Annotated in this window: 1 pseudogene; it reads left to right on the forward strand. The window is 52.3% G+C overall.

Annotated elements, in window-relative coordinates:
• A pseudogene (locus tag HMPREF0860_RS13870) lies at nt 1–620 on the forward strand (formylglycine-generating enzyme family protein); the annotation flags it as partial.

Consider the following 620-nt stretch of genomic DNA (forward strand, 5'->3'; position numbering starts at 1 on the left):
TATGACATCGCCTTTTATAAGGGAAAAATCCTTGTTGCGGGCAGAACGAATAACGGTACCGATAGAGGCGCAAGCATTACCGACATCAGTGATCCTGCACATCCTGAGATAACCTTTTTGTGTAAAGTAACGTCCTCGACAGACTATGCGGAAGTCAGAGCCCTATGTGTCGGGAGCGGCAAGCTGTACGCGGCAGGCTATAAAGAGGATAATACCCACAAAAAGACTGTCTTTTTATGGGCGGGGTCCGATGCGGGCACGATGAGTGAACTGTCATTGGGACTTGAAGGCCGACCTACTTATACCAACGACATTCCTTACGGCGTATGTACGGCGGGCACTTCGGTCTATGTTGCCGCAGGAAACTTATGGAAAGTAGACGGTGCGATCGTTACTCCGATTAGCGTTTCCGGAGCCAAAGGGCTCTATGCCCTGTGCGTGCGCGAAGGCATCGTCTATGCCGCAGGATGGACGGACGCCTCCTTCCCCAGCAACCCCAAAGCCGCCGTATGGAAAATCGAAGGGACAAACGTATCGCTGTACAAAGAGCTTTCGACCGATTATAGCGGAGTGTATGCGCTGTGCGCCGGCCGCGATGACTTGTATGCCGCAGGTTTTTA

It is taken from the genome of Treponema socranskii subsp. socranskii VPI DR56BR1116 = ATCC 35536, assembly GCF_000468115.1.
GTDB classification, from domain to species: Bacteria; Spirochaetota; Spirochaetia; order Treponematales; family Treponemataceae; genus Treponema_D; species Treponema_D socranskii.